Consider the following 606-nt stretch of genomic DNA (forward strand, 5'->3'; position numbering starts at 1 on the left):
TATATAGATTATTAATATGTCAATTAGCAACTCTTGAACCTATCAACTTTGAAACGAAAAATGATATTTTAGACTTTTGCCATAATTTAGCAAAACAAAGTCCTTTTAATAATGATAATGAGGTGTGGTATCAGGGGGAAATTGTATTAACAAAAAAAGGGATAGATTTAATAAAGGAATATATTCCAGAGGCGTTTGAAGAGTGGAATGGAAAGAAATTTGAATTAAACATTCCTTTCATTAAAACATTAAAAAATATATTTGTTAATTATGAGGTAGCATGGGATGAGAATAATCCACTATTCCCCATTATATCTTTTAAATATTGAATAAGCGGCATATAGGACAAAAAAGGGGCTAGAAGCCCCTGCAAGCCTTATCCTGCAAGACTTTAAGCGGAGTCGAAGGTTTTGAACACAAAAAATTCCCTTTTTGCTGCCAAAACAAGTCAAAAAGAACGGCAGGCAAACCGGCAGGCAGTGTTAAAATTAATTAATTTTTTCAGAAGGGTAAACTTATGAGAATAAATGAACGACAAGCATCTGCTATTCAGGATGAGACCTTTGCAAAAAAGCTCTTCCCCCGACAGCCGAAATCTAAACAAAG

General features: G+C 33.5%; 1 protein-coding gene. It reads left to right on the plus strand.

Annotated elements, in window-relative coordinates; genetic code table 11:
* Positions 1–329, plus strand: a 329-nt coding sequence (locus HMPREF3047_RS00675; protein WP_070711901.1) for a hypothetical protein, incomplete at its 5' end; no start/stop codon positions are given.
* Between the last annotated feature and the right edge of the window lie 277 nt (positions 330–606).

This window comes from Neisseria sp. HMSC075C10 (assembly GCF_001815615.1).
GTDB classification, from domain to species: Bacteria; Pseudomonadota; Gammaproteobacteria; order Burkholderiales; family Neisseriaceae; genus Neisseria; species Neisseria subflava_A.